Source organism: Lentzea sp. JNUCC 0626, from assembly GCF_043632865.1.
Classification (GTDB): Bacteria; Actinomycetota; Actinomycetes; order Mycobacteriales; family Pseudonocardiaceae; genus Lentzea.
In genome coordinates this window covers 8,310,256-8,324,075 of the sequence record NZ_CP171635.1, presented here as the reverse complement: position 1 = coordinate 8,324,075, position 13,820 = coordinate 8,310,256, and the positions used below count along the sequence as shown (strand labels likewise).

Genomic DNA, 13,820 nt, shown 5'->3' with positions numbered 1-13,820 from the left:
TCATCCTTCAGGGCGGCGATCGCCGTTCATTTTGGGTTGAAACGCAACAGGACAGGGCCTCGGATCGATTGATGTCGTATGACTCCCCGTCGCCGGATCGTCAACGGCGTCATCATCGCGGTCCTGGCCGCGGCAGTCGGCTTGGTGACGAACTTCGCCTCGGACGAGATCCCGGGGTGGTTCAAGGCCGACCCGGCACGACCGTGGCTGGTGCTCCTCGTGCTGGTGCTGGCCGGCATCGTCGCCCAGTTCGTGTTCGCCGGCGAGAAACCCGAACCTGCCGCCAAGATTCGGGCCAGGGCGTGGAACGTGCCCAGCCGGAACCCCAACTTCACCGGCCGCGACCACGACCTGAGCGACCTGCGCCGGTTGCTGAAGACGCGCTCACGGGTGGCCGTGCAGGCCGTGCGCGGGATGGGTGGCGTCGGCAAGACCCAGCTGGCGCTGGAGTTCTGCCACCAGCACTGCACCCGCCTGGACGCGGTCTGGTGGGTCGCGGCGGAGAACCCGGCCCTGATCCCCGAACAGCTGCGGGACCTGGGGCGTGCGCTGGGCCTGGACCTGCCGACGGACGTGGCCGACGCGGCTCGGGTCGTGTTGTCGCACCTGCGTGGTCTGCGGGGGTGGCTGCTGGTGTTCGACAACGCGGAGTCCGCGGCGGACCTGCACCCGTACCTGCCGTCGTCGGGCACGGGCAAGGTGCTGGTCACGACCCGGCGCGCAGGCTTCGGCGCACTCGGCGGAGTGCTGGACCTGGACACGATGACCCGTGCCGAGTCCATCGCCCTGCTGGCGGTGCGATCACCGGCGCTGACCGCCGACCAGGCCGACGAACTGGCCGAGTTGCTCGGCGACCTGCCGCTGGGACTGGAGCAGGCAGCGGCCTACCTCGCCCAGTCCCAGATACCCGCGGACGAGTACCTGCACCTGTTGCGGACCAGTCCGGACGGCCTCGCCGACAAGGGCGAGGACGGTCAGCGGCGCAGCCAGGACCGATCGCTGCGCACGCTCTGGTCGTTGAGCCTTCGCCGCCTGGACGAGCACTACCCGCAAGCCGCGCAACTGCTGGCGATCTGTTCCTATCTCGCTCCTGAAGCGGTGCCGATGGAGCTGTTCACCGCCAATAGCGAGGAACTGCCCGCGCCGCTTGCGACGGGTGCGGCAGACGCTGGCATGTTCAGCCACGTCGTCGGGGTCCTGGTCGACTACTCCCTGGTCAAACGCGACGAGAACACCATCACCGTGCATCGCCTGGTGCAGCTCGCCGTGCGCGAGCATGCCATTGCCGACAGCGAACACCACCCGTTGGCTTGGACGCTCGATCTGCTGCGCGCACACCTGCCTGCGGGCGCGTACAGCGATCCGAGAGCATGGCCCCAATGGCAACAACTCCTGCCGCATGTACTGGCAGCCCTTGACCACCGAGCGACCCCCGAACTCGTCCCCGTCACAGCCGCAGCGCTGCTCAACTACGCCAGTGGATACCTCCAAGCCATCGGCCTTGCTGATCAGGCACGGTTGCTGGCTGAACGCGCCCTGGCCCTCGACGAAGCCACACACGGCCCCAGTCACGGTGGAGTCGCCGCGAGCCTGACCTACCTAGGCCTGGCGTTGCAGGACCTCGGCCAATTCGACGAGGCCAAACTCCTGCTCGAACGCGCCCTCACCATCGACGAAACCACTTACAGCCCCGACCACCCTGATGTCGCCACCGGTTTGAACAACCTCGCCCTGGTACTGAAAGACCTCGGCAGACCCGACGAAGCCAAACCGCTACTCGAACGCGCCCTCACCATCGACGAAGCCGCCTACGGCCCCGACCACCCTGAAGTCGCCACCGATCTGAACAACCTCGCCCTGGTACTGCGAGACCTCGACCAATCCGAAGAAGCCAAACTCCTGCTCGAACGCGCCCTCACCATCGACGAAACCACTTACGGCCCCGACCACCCTGACATCGCAATCCGTGCGAACAACCTCGCCCTGGTACTGAAAGACCTCGGCCAACCCGACGAAGCCAAACTCCTGATCGAACGCGCGCTCACCATCGACGAGGCAACTCGCGGCCCCAACCACCCTCTGATAGCTCTGCGTCTGAACAACCTCGCCCTGCTGCTGCAAGACCTCGGCCAACCCGACGAAGCCGAACGCCTTCGGGAACGGGCTCGGAGAATCCGAGAGGCTCAGTAGGTCGCCACGTCGGTTGAACGGGAGAGTTCCTGCCACTTCTCCAACTCGTCGCCCACGGTCGTGAGCTTCGTGCGGATGTCACCCAGCGTCGACGAGCCCAAAGGCAGCCTGGCGGGCATCTCGTCAGCAGCAGCGATGGTCAGGATCGCGAGAGCGGCCTTCACCGGGTCGCCTTCCTGCTGACCGTGCGAAGACGCGGCCCACTCACGCGAGGCGCCGCCGGTGGTGGCGTAGTCGTCGATGACGCGCGACACCTGCCCCAGCGACGACGACGCGAGGAAGTCGGTGCGCAGTGGGCCCGGCTGCACCGAGGTGACCTGGATGCCCAAGGGCTCCAGTTCCAGGCGCAGGGCCTCGGTGATGCCCTCCAGCGCGAACTTCGTGGCGCTGTAGACGCCCCAGCCTGCCCATGCGACCACGCCGCCGGTCGAGCTGATGTTGAGGATTCGGCCGGAACGGGCCGCGCGCAGCACCGGAGTGACGGCGCGCAGGACGGTCAGGAGGCCGAAGACGTTGATGTCGAAGACCGCGCGGGCCTCGGCGTCGCTCGTCTCCTCGATGGCGCCGACCAAGCCGCGGCCCGCGTTGTTCACGAGGACGTCGATGGTGCCGAAGCGGGCCACGGCGGCCTGCACCGCGTCAAGAGCGGCGCTCTCGGACGTGACGTCCAGAGGTAGCGCGAGCAGGCGATCGGAGAAGTCCGGGAGGGCCTTTTCGATCGACTGCGGGTCGCGGGCCGTGGCGACCACCGAGTGGCCCGCGGCAAGAGCGGCCTTCGCGATTTCCAGGCCCAGGCCGCGGGAAGCGCCGGTGACGAACCAAACAGACACGATGTTCTCCCTGCAAAGCGACGTTGTTGACGCTTTCCATTACGTCCCAGCGAGAAGTAGAAGAGAACGGGATAACTGGTACCCCTCAGCATGGCTCTGGCAGTACCACCCACGAACTGCCGAGCAACCGGAAACAACCCCATACTCGGAACCATGACCAGCGAACTGCGGGAGTTCCTCACCTCGCGCCGGGCGGCGTTGAGCCCCGAGGACGTCGGGCTGCCGGCGGCCACGACTCCGCGCAAGGTCAAGGGGTTGCGGCGGGCCGAGGTCGCGATCCTCGCCGGGGTCAGCGTCGACTACTACGTCAAGCTCGAGCAGGGGCGGGCGCGCAACGTGTCCGAGCAGGTCATCGACGCCGTGGCGCGGGCACTCAGGCTCGACGACGTGGAGAGCCGCTACTTCAGCTCGCTCCTCCAACCCGAAACGAAGCACCAAGGCACGGTGAGGGCCAGGCCCGCGTTGCAGTCGATGATCCGGGCGATCGACGTGCCCGCGGTGATCCACGGGCCGCACCTGGAGATCCTCGGCATCAACCACGCCGGCAAGGCGTTGCTGGACGACTTCGAGGCCATGCCGGCGGAAGAGCGCAACCTGGCGACGTGGATGTTCCTCAACGCCAGGGCCAGGGTCGTGTACCGGGACTGGGCGGAGATCGCCGCGGACATCGTGGCCACGTTGCGCGCGTCGATCGTGCCCGGACGGGACAACGGCGCGGTGGCGCGGATCGTGGGTGACCTGAGCACGCGGTCGGAGGAGTTTGCGAGCATGTGGGCCGACTACAAGCTTTCGGAGCACCAGCACGGCGTCAAGCGGTTCTTCCACGAGGCCGTCGGGGACATGAAGCTCAACTGGCAGACGTTGAGGCTGCCGGACGCGGAAGGCCAGACCGTCGTCATCTACAGCGCCGACACCGGGTCGCCGTCGGAGGAGAAGCTGCGGCTCCTCAACAGCTGGACGACGAAGGACGCGGGTGGCCGCAAGAGCGACCACCCGCGTGCTGTCAGACCGCCTCAGTGACCTTGCCGGTCACCTCGAAGTCGGTGCCGGTCGGGTTGAAGCCCTCGAACTTCAGCCGCACCTGCTCCTCCCCCTCGGTCTCGGTGTCCGTCACCGTCGGCACCTCGAACTCGTACGAGGTCGCGCCGGGGTTGATGAACACGTAGATGCCGAGGCCCGTGGCCGACAACGGCCGGGCGGGCAACGGTTTCTCACCCGAGTTCTGCTCGAACCAGGTCGGGTCTACGTCCGTTGTGGACAGTTCGGCGCCGGACGCGGGCGCGGCCGGGGTGCCGTAGAACATGAACGCCGAGTCGGCGGGCTCGGACAGCGTCAGCTTCCACTTCAGTTTGCCGCCCTCCGCGACGCTGTCGGCGACCGGGGTCACCGTCAGCTTCGGCATCGGGTCGTCGTTGCGCACCAGCAGGCCGCCCGTCGCGGAACCGACCACCGCGTTGGAGATCGCCTGCACCTGCACGGGGTTCAGCACGTCGGAGCCCCAGCGGGTGTTGCCGGTCCACGTCAGCGGCACCTCGGCCTGGTGCTCGCCCTGCTTCAGCGTCACCAGCTTCGTGGCGGGCTTGTTGCCCGGCTCGTTGTAGAAGAGCCGGAACACGCGGGTGCCGTTGCCGGTGGCCGTGATGACGACGTTGCGGGTCTGCGTGCCGGAGTCGCCCTCCGGCACCTCGGTGAGCACCGAGTCGACGCGGGAGAGCTTCGTGGGCACCACCGGGACGAGACCCTTGTCCCAGCCGTAGGCGTCGATCAGCCACGCCTCGCCGGACGCCGACTCGGGCACGAGTTCCAGCGACGCGACCTTGCCGAGACCGTGCGGCAACGGCACGCGGACTTCCTGCGCCCACAACGAACTCGTGCGGTCGCTGCCGGGCAGACCGGCCACCGACACCGAACCCAACGCGTGCTTGCGTCCATTGTGGTCGGTCACCGCGACACCGAACTTCGACGCCGCCGCGTTCGGCGGAACGGCGAGACGCAACGCGAGATCACGCGACCCGGCCAACGACACCGGCGCACCGGGCGTGACCACACCGGCCTGCCCGGCGGAGGTCCACTTCAGCGTGACCGCAAGGCGTTCGGGCTGGGACACCGCACCGCGGAAGCCGACGAAGTGCGGCGAACGCGCGGTAGTACAACCGATGGCCGCATCACGGGACGTCTGCTGGCAGACACGCGCACTGCCGGACACACCCGTCGCACCGTCCGGCACGACGAACGACTTGCGGTCCGCACCGACGGCGTGCGAGAGCACGCGGGCGGGGTCGGCGGACGGAGCGCGCACGCCCGAGCCGTCGAGCAACGGCAGCACGGACTCGTCCTTGCCGAGGAACAACTTCGTGGCCGCCGCGACGTACGTGGCCCCCATCGTCTGCTGCTGTTCGGCGGTCAGCCGCGTCGGCGTACCCGGCGTGCACAGCGGGTCGGGCTGCTCGCCGGGCCAGAAGTCGTCGGACGCCGGCGCCTCGGCCTGGCCGGGCGTCCACTCGCTGTTGAAGTAGTTGTGGTTCGCGCCGACCATGTACAGCGCGCTGTGGAACGCCTCGCCCCGGCTCAGGCCGCGGGTCTGGTCCACGAAGATCTGGCCCTGCAGGTCGGACACGTCACCGTCGCAACCGGGCAGGAACGTCACCGAGGGCACGTCCGGCGCCGGGTTGTGGCCGAAGATCGTCGGACCGACCAGGACCGTGCCGCGGATGTTCCAGCGCACCGGCCCGGAGAAACCCGTGTCACCGGGCGGCGGCGCGAGGCTGTCCGTGGCAGCGCGGTTGACGCCCTCACCACCGCGAGAGTGCCCGTACAGCAACACCTTCGACATGTCGGCGGCCGGACCCGACTTCACCGCGTCCGGCACCGCACCGCGTCCGGCAGCCCAGTCGGCCCACTTCGCGAGATGGTGCCGCACCAGCGACGACCGTCCCTGCGCACCCGCGTCCGGCGTCCCCGCGTCCTGCGCGTTGATGCCGTTGGCGGAGATCGACACCGTCAGATATCCCTGCGACGCCAGCAACTCCTGCGCCTTCAGGTACCCCTTGTGGCTCGGCACGGCCGTCAACCCGCTGGGGCAAGGCCAGTTCAGCGTGATCTGGTTCGGATCGGACTTGCTGTAGCAGGTGAAGTGCCTGCCGTGCAGGAAGAGCGCGAGCGAACGCTTGCCGGGCGCTCCCTTCGGCGCCACGACGACGCCCTCCATCTCGATCGGCGCCGCGTACCCTGGCAGCTTGATCGAGTCGAGCGCGTACGCACCGGTCGTGGTCTCGTACGGCCCGGGCTTGCCGGGATCCACGCCACCGTCGGGCTGCAGCGCGGGCAGCTGCGGCGCGGACAGGCTCGCCACCGGCGGCTCGAAGACGTCGAGTCTCTTGCCGGCCGACCGCACCTGGAGCGCGGCCGGGTCGGTGAGCTTCGCCTCCAACGTGAAGGTGCGCAAGTTCGCGGACTCCCGGGCGTGCCCGAGGAACCGGTCGCCCTCCCAGAACTCCACGCCGGCGTCGCGCAAGGGCATCGACGAGGGCGTGGTCCACCGGATGACGTCCCCGGAGACGCTCCAGCCCGGTGTGGTCGGTGTGCCGGGAGCGGCCGACGCGGGCAGCGCGGGCAGAACTCCGAACAGCAGAACAGGTACTAACAGCGCGACTGTGCGGCGCATGGTGTGGGTCCCCCTCTGAAAGGACGGGTCCACTCCGTTCTATCGACGCCGCACGGCACCCGGCACGCATTCCTGCCGGGAATCTGCCAATTAAAACGAGAAACAGCCGTGAGTATTACGCCGTTCGGCCCAGCGAGGGGGAATATCCCTCATCAACGGCCCTCAGCGGCGCGACTGTCGATCACTTCCCCGCCGCCTGGACGAGCGCAGTCTTTCCAGACAACCAGATTTCTCCGCAATGCGCACGCATTTCGAGCGGAGGCGAAATGTCTTCGCGCGAACGACCGGGAAATTCACCGGCCGTCGTGGTCGCCATCGCGTTCGTTCTGACTCAGCTTGTTCCACGTCGAGGTCAGCTCGGCCCTGATGCGGGCCACGCGAACCCCGAAGGCCTCGCGGATCTCCTGGGCGTTCACGTCGTCCGGTGCGCCGTGGTCGGGGCTCTCGGCGGTCATGGCGAGCGGGGTACCTCGATGGTGGACTACTCCAAACGTGCTCCCCGTCACTCCTTAGGATCAACGGGGTGAGCACCCACCTCTACCTGCTGCGGCACGGCCAGACCGAGTGGTCCGAGACCGGCAGGCACACGGGACGCACTGACATCGAACTGACGCCGGAAGGCGAGCAGCAGGCACGCCGGGCGGGCGCGACGCTCGCCCGGCTGCGAGGGACGGACCAGGCGCCCGCTCTCGTGCTGACGAGCCCACGGCAGCGCGCCACTCGGACCGCCGCGCTCGCCGGGCTGGAGGTGAACGCGACCACCGAGAACCTCGCCGAGTGGGACTACGGCGACTACGAGGGCATCACCACGCCGCAGATCCGCGAGCGCGTGCCCGGCTGGACCGTGTGGTCGCACCCGATGCCGAACGGCGAGACGCACGCCGAAGTGCAGGAGCGGGCGCGCACCGTGCTCGGCGAGGTGCGCAAGATCCTGCCCGGCGGTGACGTCGTGCTGGTCGGGCACGGGCACTTCAGCCGCGTGCTGATCGCGGCGTGGCTCGGACTGGCGCCGGACCAGGGCGTCCACTTCGGACTGGACCCGGCGGGCATCTGCCAGCTGGGCGACGAGCGGGGCGACCCGCAGGTGCGCAGGCTCAACGTGCCCGCGTGGGAGGTGTGATGATCCGGCGGATCGAGCCGCGCGACGTCGACGCGGCCGTTGGGCTCGTTTACGAACTGGCGCTGTACGAAAAGGCGCCGGAGCAGTGCCATCTCACGTCGGAACAGTTGCACACCGCGTTGTTCGGCGAACGGCCCGCGCTGTTCGGCCATGTGGCCGAAGTAGACGGTCAGGTCGTCGGGATCGCGTTGTGGTTCCTCAACTTCTCGACGTGGGACGGCGTGCACGGCGTCTACCTCGAAGATCTCTACGTGACACCGGACCAGCGCGGCAACGGCCTCGGCAAGAAGCTGCTGCAAGCGCTTGCCCAGGAGTGCGTCGAGCAGAACTACACGCGTCTGCAGTGGTGGGTGCTCAACTGGAACGAACCGAGCATCGGGTTCTACAAGTCGTTGGGCGCCATACCGATGGACGAGTGGACGACCATGCGCGTGACCGGTGCGGCACTGTCCGCACTCGCCTCTGCCGACTGAATGTCTACGTAAGGTCTCGAAAAGCTCACGAAAGAGGTATTCCACACAGGACGGGTCCACGGTCCTGGCAGCGTCCCCGCTCGCCGATCCCCCGGCACAAAGTAAGCGTGGAAAGAAGGAACGACCGTGGACCCGAACCAGCCGACACTCACCGAGGCCGACACCACCGCACTGCTCGGTGGCCTCGCCTTCATGGGCGTGATCATCGCGATCGTCGCCGTCGTCGGCATCATCGTCATGTGGAAGACGTTCACCAAGGCCGGTCAGCCGGGCTGGGCTGCGATCATCCCGATCTACAACCTCTACGTGCTGACGCAGATCGCCGGCCGTCCGGGTTGGTGGACCGTGCTGCTGCTGATCCCGTTCGTGAACGTGGTCGTCCTGGCGATCATGTCCATCGACATCGCCAAGTCGTTCGGCAAGGACGCCGTCTTCGGCATCGTCGGCCTGTGGCTGTTCAGCATCGTCGGCTACGCCATCCTCGGCTTCGGCAACGCGCAGTACCGCGGCCCGGCGGCTCTCGCCACCCAGGGCGCCTACAAGGGCTGAGCGTGAGCCAGAGCTGACGCAGCACCAGCAGGCCGGGTCTCGAAGTCACCCCTGTACTTCGGGCCCGGCCTTCACTATCGTCAAGAATGTAATCGTTTTCATACCGTTTCAGGCGAGCCGCCGCCCTCGACTCGAAGAGGAAGGACCTCTCCACGATGAGGCGTCGGCTGACGGGCGCGTTCGTCGCATTAGCGGTGGTCGTGGCACCGCTGGGTGTGGCGAAGGCGGCCAGCTTCAACGTCAAGGACTACGGCGCGAAGGGTGATGGCAAGGCGGTCGACTCGGTCGCCATCGACAAGGCCATCGCGGCGGCTTCGGCGGCGGGCGACGGGATCGTCGAAATTCCGCCGGGCACCTACCTGTCGCGCTCGATCCACCTCAAGAGCAACGTCACCATCAACATCCAGCAGGGCGCGCGGATCGTCGCGTCCGGCAGCGGCATCGACGCACCGGAACCCAACCCGACCTACGGCAGGTACCAGGACTTCGGGCACAGCCACTTCCGCAACGCCCTGCTGTGGGGCGAGAACGTCGAGAACATCAGCTTCACCGGCAAGGGCGTCATCGACGGCGCGAACAAGCTGGAGACCGGCGAGAACATCCCCGCAGGCAAGGGCGACAAGATGCTGTCGCTCAAGTTCTGCAAGAACGTCAACGTCACCGACGTGACCTTCAGGGAAGCCGGTCACTTCGCCATCATCGTCAACGGCTGCAACGGGATGAAGCTCGACCGCATCACCGTCGACTCCCCGGAGGACCGCGACGGCATCAACTTCATCAACAGCTCCAACATCGAGCTGTCGAACTCCACCATCATCTCCAGCGACGACGCCGTGGCGTTCAAGAGCGACTACGCCACCGGCAAGACGTTCCTCAGCGAGAACAACGTGGTCCGCGACTCCACCATCCAGTCCACCGAGAACAACGCGATCCAGTTCGGCTCGGAGACCTGCGGCAGCTTCAGGAACATCCAGTTCCGCAACCTCAAGGTCACCGGCGCCTCCAAGGCGGGCCTCGGCATGGTGTCCATGGACGGCGCGGTGATCGAGGACGTCCTCTACGACAACATCCAGCTCACCAAAACGGGTTCGCCGATCTACGTCCACATCGGCAAGCGCGGCCGGTGCCCGAACAACCCTCCCACCGGCAAGATCCGCAACATCACCTACCGCAACATCACCGGCACGAACCTCACGGCACCGCGCGACATCCCGGGCGATCCCGAGTACGCGTCGACGATCTCCGGCCGGTCCGACTCGAAGATCACCGGCCTGACGTTCGACCACGTCAGGCTCACGGTTCCGGGCAACCACAAGGAATCCGACGCCTCGAAGAACCCGCCGGAGGTGTCCGACGCGTACCCGCCGCGCATCTTCGGCGCGCGGCCTGCGTTCGGATTCTGGCTCCGCAACGCGACGGACGTCAGTTTCCTGAACAGCACCATCGAGTTCGAGAAGAACGACGGACGCCCGGCGTTCACGACCGACAGCGTGCAGAACATCTCGCTCGACGGCGTGCAGGTGGAACGCAGTACCGGCGCGAACGACCTGATGTGGCGCAAGAGCACCGGCACCTCGGTCACGAACAGCACGACCACGAACGGCCAGGCGCTGCGGGCGAAGACGAGCTAGACCATCCCGACGGCGCCATAAGTGGACGCGTCGGCGGCAGCGGACGCTCCGGGCAGCTCGCCGTCCGCCCTCCAGTGGGCGGCGAGCACCAGGCCGGGTTCGAGCAGTTTCAGGCCGCAGAGGAACTCCTCCACGTCCTGCTTGGAGCGCGGCACGAGCTTCGACCCCATGTCGTCACCGAGGCCGACCAGCTGGCCGACGAGCTCCGGCTCCACGTCCTTCGTGAGGTGCGTCAACGCGACGATGCTGCCTTCGGACAACGCGGCCCGATAGCGCGCCACGACGCCCGCGGGCTCGTCGATGACGTACGGCAGGACACCGACCATCAGCACAGCCGTCGGCTGGGTGAAGTCGATGAGGCGACGGGTCTCCGGGTGCCGCAGCACGGCGCCGACGTCGCTGATGTCGGACTGCACGATGGCGGCGTTGAGGTTGTCGCGCAGCATCGTGCGGGCGTGGGCGACGGTCACCGGGTCGTGGTCGACGTAGACGACGCCGCAGGACGGGTCGATCGACTGGGCGACCTCGTGCACGTTGCCGGCGGTCGGGATGCCGCTGCCGAGGTCGAGGAACTGGCGGATGCCGTACTCCTCGACGCACAGGCGCACCACGCGGCGCGAGAACGACCTGATCGTGCGGGCTATCTCGGCGACCGGGAACCTGGCGATGCTCTCCTCGGCCAGCGCGCGGTCAACCGCGAAGTTGTGCGCTCCGCCCAGGTAGTAGTCGAAGAGCCGAGCCGTGTTCGGGCGCTCTGAATCGCCGTTTGTCGTCACCCGCTGCGGGCCGTCCTGCACTGCGCACCTCACCCTGCTCCCGAGCGGCGCGAACGCTGGAGGCACGGTAACCGGCTACTCCGTTCGTGTCCATCCACCATTCGTGGTCACGTAGGGTGATGGCCCCCGGCCGGAGCCGGGGGCCATCGCAGGGTTACCGCTGGTCAAGCAGGGTTTCACACACCGGCGTTGCTGGTGATCCAGGACCGGTAGGTGGCGATGCGGGTGTAGTTGGAGCGGGTCGAACGGTCCGAGGTGGACGCGACACCGACCTGCTTGCCGGCACCGAACATCGGGCCGCCCGAGTCACCACCGGCGGCGATGCCGTCGATGCGCTGCACGGAGATCGCCCGGCCACCGCGGTAGTCGGTGCCGTTGGGGTTCGTGACCCGCGTGTTGGCGACCTTCAGGTACCGCGACTGGCAGTTGATCTCCGGCTGGTTGGTGCAGGTGGCGCCCCAGCCGTAGAGCTGCACCGTCTGACCGGTGGCCACGCCGTCCGAGGAGCCGGCGAGCGGCGAGAACGGCGCGTTCATGTTGGTGCTGACCTGCACGAGCGCCAGGTCGGCAGACGGGTGCTTGATGATCCGGGTACCGGTCACCAGCTGCCCGCCGGAGGTCTGGTCCAGGCTGCCCGCGCGGAACGTGTACGTGCCGGACGACGCCACGCAGTGCTCGGCGGTCAGGATCCACCGAGGAGCGATCTTCGTCGCGGAACAGTTCTCACGGCCGTTCACGAAGAGACGGGCCGCGTACGGGAAGTTGGAGGCGTTGCCACCTCCGATGATCATCGGAGACATTCCCGGGTCCTCGGGCGCAGCCGAGGCCGTCGGGGAAGCGAGGGTGAATGCCGCCAGGAAGGCACCCGCGATCGCAGTCATAACACGCATGGTTGGTCACCTCTTGAGTGCAGGGAGTGGTTAAGCAACCACGCACAGCTTCACTCGTTGGTGTGAGGCTGACCACCCTCCGTTAGTCGGCTTTGTCACCTTCGTTCACGTCCGGCTCGCCCATCGCCCAGCGGCGGCCGTCGTTGGTGAACAGGAAGACGAGCACGACGACGCAGTAGATGCCGCCCAGCGAGCCGAGCAGCTGCTGTTCCGACGGGCCGTAGGCGTACCAGGCGCACCCGAGCAGCAGAAGCTGCGTGACGATCACGGGCGTGCGGGCGCCGTGGTGGCCGCGGAAGAGCATCACGGTCGCGAGCAGAACCGCGCCGAACCAGATCACGAGCACACCGGCCGCGCCGAGGATCGGGCCCGCCGGGTGCGCTCCGCCGATCACCCGGACGACGAGGGCGAGCCCCAGCCCGACACCGCCCAGTCCCTGCAGGAAAGCGAGTGCGGCGGCGATGCGGACCGGCCGCGGAGGCGCCGGGATCGCAGTGGTCACGAGCGACCTCTCCTCACGTTCTGTACCTGGTCACGGATCGTAGGCCACCCGGTTGGAGGTCCTCGGAAGCACGTCCGGCGCGGGAAGATCAAGGGGCCTTCAGCGAGCCGGCGGTCGTCCGGGGTGCACTCGTCTGCGGGGCAGACGCGACGCGCGACGGAAGGGAGATTTGCGCCACTTTCGTGAGGCTGGAGCCACCCTGAGGGAGGACATGCGCGCGGCTGACGGTCACGCACTGTCTTACTCTCAAGTAGTGCGCGCTCTTCTCGTGGTGAACCCGCAGGCGACTACAACGACGCCGGCGGGCCGTGACGTACTCGCGCACGCACTCGCCAGCGACGTGAAGCTGGAGGTCATCCAGACCTCGTACCGGGGCCACGCGGCAGACGCCGCGCACGAGGCCGCGGAAGGTGGATTCGACCTGGTCATCGCCCACGGCGGCGACGGCACGGTCAACGAGGTGGTCAACGGCATCCTGCGCGGCGGCCCCCGTCCCGAGAGGCCGATGCTGGGCGTCGTGCCCGGCGGTTCGGCCAACGTCTTCGCGGGCGCGCTCGGCATTCCGCGCGACCCCGTCGAGGCCACGCACGTTCTCCTGCAGTCGATCGAGCACGGCACCAAGCGCCGGATCGGGCTCGGGCAGGTCTTCGCGGACGTCATCGAGGACGGCCGCTGGTTCACCTTCAACGCGGGCATGGGCCTCGACGCCGACGTCGTCTCGGGCGTGGAACACAAGCGCGCCAAGGGTCGCAACGCGAGTCCCATGCTGTACCTGACCGTCGCGCTGAAGGCGTGGGCGCAGAACATCCGCAAGCCGCAGCACTTCACCGTCGAGGTTCCCGGCGAGGCGTTCGACGACGTCGGCATGGTGTTCGTGTCGAACACCGACCCGTGGACGTACTTCGGGGACAAGGCGATTCAGCTCAACCCCAGCACGTCGTTCGACGGCGGGCTCGGCCTGAGTGCGCTGAAGACGTTGCGGGTACCCACGGTCGGGCGCTTCGTGGCCCAGGTCCTCGCGACGGGCAATCCGAAGAGCGCGAAACTCGTTCGGCGTGACGACGTGGGTTATGTCAGAGTGAAGTGCGAGGAGCCCGCGAACCTTCAGGTCGACGGTGATTTCCTCGGGAAGACCACCGCGGTGGAGTTCAGAGCGGTGCCGGACGCGTTGACTGTTGCTGTGTAAGGAACTTTA

The 13,820-nt window shown here is 67.5% G+C and carries 13 protein-coding genes; 7 read left to right on the top strand and 6 right to left on the bottom strand.

The features are described from left to right. Nucleotides 1–78: 78 nt before the first annotated feature. On the top strand, nucleotides 79–2,190 hold the full coding sequence (gene fxsT, locus JNUCC0626_RS38885) for an FxSxx-COOH system tetratricopeptide repeat protein (RefSeq protein ID WP_394615648.1): 2,112 nt from the start codon (nucleotides 79–81) through the stop codon (nucleotides 2,188–2,190). Here fxsT and JNUCC0626_RS38880 read toward each other — a convergent pair. Further along, a complete protein-coding gene (locus JNUCC0626_RS38880) occupies nucleotides 2,184–3,020 on the bottom strand; it encodes an oxidoreductase (protein ID WP_394615647.1) in 837 nt (278 codons plus the stop codon). The genes fxsT and JNUCC0626_RS38880 overlap by 7 nt on opposite strands. Before the next feature lie 153 nt (nucleotides 3,021–3,173). On the opposite strand from JNUCC0626_RS38880, the gene JNUCC0626_RS38875 reads away from it, so the two are divergent. Then, nucleotides 3,174–4,040, top strand: coding sequence for a helix-turn-helix transcriptional regulator (locus tag JNUCC0626_RS38875; RefSeq protein WP_394615646.1), 867 nt, complete (start codon nucleotides 3,174–3,176; stop codon nucleotides 4,038–4,040). On the opposite strand, the gene JNUCC0626_RS38870 is transcribed toward JNUCC0626_RS38875, so the two are convergent. Both JNUCC0626_RS38870 and JNUCC0626_RS38865 read right to left on the bottom strand, forming a co-directional pair. Continuing rightward, nucleotides 4,024–6,684, bottom strand: coding sequence for an alpha/beta hydrolase family protein (locus JNUCC0626_RS38870; protein WP_394615645.1), 2,661 nt, complete (start codon nucleotides 6,682–6,684; stop codon nucleotides 4,024–4,026). The two genes, JNUCC0626_RS38875 and JNUCC0626_RS38870, sit on opposite strands and share 17 nt — an antisense overlap. A gap of 293 nt (nucleotides 6,685–6,977) precedes the next feature. After that, nucleotides 6,978–7,139 (bottom strand): hypothetical protein, encoded by a 162-nt coding sequence (locus JNUCC0626_RS38865; protein ID WP_394615644.1) that lies wholly within the window; start codon nucleotides 7,137–7,139, stop codon nucleotides 6,978–6,980. Between the two features lie 68 nt (nucleotides 7,140–7,207). On the opposite strand from JNUCC0626_RS38865, the gene JNUCC0626_RS38860 reads away from it, so the two are divergent. From JNUCC0626_RS38860 to JNUCC0626_RS38845, 4 genes are all read left to right on the top strand, one after another. Next, the gene (locus JNUCC0626_RS38860) at nucleotides 7,208–7,804 is read left to right on the top strand and encodes a histidine phosphatase family protein (RefSeq protein ID WP_394615643.1); all 597 of its coding nucleotides are present in this window, start codon (nucleotides 7,208–7,210) and stop codon (nucleotides 7,802–7,804) included. Further along, on the top strand, nucleotides 7,804–8,277 hold the full coding sequence (locus JNUCC0626_RS38855; RefSeq protein WP_394615642.1) for a GNAT family N-acetyltransferase: 474 nt from the start codon (nucleotides 7,804–7,806) through the stop codon (nucleotides 8,275–8,277). The genes JNUCC0626_RS38860 and JNUCC0626_RS38855 overlap by 1 nt, the downstream gene beginning before the upstream one ends. A gap of 126 nt (nucleotides 8,278–8,403) precedes the next feature. Then, entirely contained in the window at nucleotides 8,404–8,826 is a 423-nt protein-coding gene (locus JNUCC0626_RS38850) for a DUF5684 domain-containing protein (RefSeq protein WP_394615641.1), read from the top strand. A gap of 155 nt (nucleotides 8,827–8,981) precedes the next feature. Beyond that, a complete protein-coding gene (locus JNUCC0626_RS38845) occupies nucleotides 8,982–10,457 on the top strand; it encodes a glycoside hydrolase family 28 protein (protein WP_394615640.1) in 1,476 nt (491 codons plus the stop codon). Here the strand turns inward: JNUCC0626_RS38845 and JNUCC0626_RS38840 are convergent. The 3 genes from JNUCC0626_RS38840 to JNUCC0626_RS38830 all read right to left on the bottom strand — a co-directional run bounded on the left by JNUCC0626_RS38840 (nucleotide 10,454) and on the right by JNUCC0626_RS38830 (nucleotide 12,625). After that, entirely contained in the window at nucleotides 10,454–11,266 is an 813-nt protein-coding gene (locus JNUCC0626_RS38840; RefSeq protein WP_394615639.1) for an SAM-dependent methyltransferase, read from the bottom strand. The genes JNUCC0626_RS38845 and JNUCC0626_RS38840 overlap by 4 nt on opposite strands. A gap of 143 nt (nucleotides 11,267–11,409) precedes the next feature. Beyond that, nucleotides 11,410–12,123 (bottom strand): S1 family peptidase, encoded by a 714-nt coding sequence (locus JNUCC0626_RS38835; RefSeq protein ID WP_394615638.1) that lies wholly within the window; start codon nucleotides 12,121–12,123, stop codon nucleotides 11,410–11,412. Nucleotides 12,124–12,205: 82 nt separating this feature from the next. Beyond that, nucleotides 12,206–12,625, bottom strand: coding sequence for a hypothetical protein (locus JNUCC0626_RS38830; RefSeq protein WP_394615637.1), 420 nt, complete (start codon nucleotides 12,623–12,625; stop codon nucleotides 12,206–12,208). Between the two features lie 253 nt (nucleotides 12,626–12,878). Here JNUCC0626_RS38830 and JNUCC0626_RS38825 point away from each other — a divergent pair, with 253 nt between their 5' ends. Continuing rightward, complete coding sequence (locus tag JNUCC0626_RS38825) at nucleotides 12,879–13,811, top strand: diacylglycerol/lipid kinase family protein (RefSeq protein WP_394615636.1); 933 nt, start codon at nucleotides 12,879–12,881, stop codon at nucleotides 13,809–13,811. Nucleotides 13,812–13,820 lie beyond the last annotated feature (9 nt).

What these genes read in the sequence shown, in the direction of transcription:
- JNUCC0626_RS38835 (WP_394615638.1), bottom strand. Translation starts at nt 12,123, where the DNA reads ATGCGTGTTATGACTGCGATCGCGGGTGCCTTCCTGGCGGCATTCACC.
- JNUCC0626_RS38845 (WP_394615640.1), top strand. Translation starts at nt 8,982, where the DNA reads ATGAGGCGTCGGCTGACGGGCGCGTTCGTCGCATTAGCGGTGGTCGTG.
- JNUCC0626_RS38865 (WP_394615644.1), bottom strand. Translation starts at nt 7,139, where the DNA reads ATGACCGCCGAGAGCCCCGACCACGGCGCACCGGACGACGTGAACGCC.
- JNUCC0626_RS38875 (WP_394615646.1), top strand. Translation starts at nt 3,174, where the DNA reads ATGACCAGCGAACTGCGGGAGTTCCTCACCTCGCGCCGGGCGGCGTTG.
- JNUCC0626_RS38870 (WP_394615645.1), bottom strand. Translation starts at nt 6,684, where the DNA reads ATGCGCCGCACAGTCGCGCTGTTAGTACCTGTTCTGCTGTTCGGAGTT.
- fxsT (WP_394615648.1), top strand. Translation starts at nt 79, where the DNA reads ATGACTCCCCGTCGCCGGATCGTCAACGGCGTCATCATCGCGGTCCTG.
- JNUCC0626_RS38855 (WP_394615642.1), top strand. Translation starts at nt 7,804, where the DNA reads ATGATCCGGCGGATCGAGCCGCGCGACGTCGACGCGGCCGTTGGGCTC.